Here is a 572-nt window from a genome sequence, read left to right as displayed (position 1 = left end):
ACACCCCGGCCGAAGCGGCCTGGGGCGGCTGGAGCCGGGGCGACGCCGGCACAATCTATGCGGAATGGGATACCTTCGTGGACAATTCCTATGCAGGCACCCGCACCGCCGCCCCGGACATCGGTCAATCCGGCGCCGGTAACGTCAATCTGAGCTGGAATGCCGGCACCTTCGCCGCCGGTTCCGGCAATCTGTACAGTTTCAGCGTGCCGGAAACCTTTACCGCTTCACTGACCGCCACCGCCGGCTCAGAACCGGTACGGGCGGTTTTGCAATTCGAAACCTGGGGCGTGCAGATGGATTACAGCGCCATTCTGTTGAACGGGCTGGCCCCGACCTACTCCGCGCAGACCTTCTACGACGCCGCCTACGCCAGTTCGTTCGGCGCGGTCGAACTGGTGCAGCATCTGGTCTATTGGGATCTGGAACAGACCGCCGCCCAATATCTGTTCAGCTTCGGCAGCGCCGAACACAGTATGAGCCTGGCCCAAGTTGCGGTGGACATCGGCCCGGCGCCGGTGCCGCTGCCGACCGCCGCCTGGCTGCTGGGTGCCGGCTTGCTCGGTTTGACC

Annotated in this window: 1 protein-coding gene; it reads left to right on the top strand. The window is 64.5% G+C overall.

The features are described from left to right. On the top strand, positions 1-572 hold a 572-nt coding region (locus tag NP596_RS21800), incomplete at both ends, for a VPLPA-CTERM sorting domain-containing protein (RefSeq protein WP_256617466.1).

This window comes from Methylomonas rivi (assembly GCF_024505165.1).
Classification (GTDB): Bacteria; Pseudomonadota; Gammaproteobacteria; order Methylococcales; family Methylomonadaceae; genus Methylomonas; species Methylomonas rivi.
This window is presented reverse-complemented; position numbering and strand designations above follow the sequence as displayed.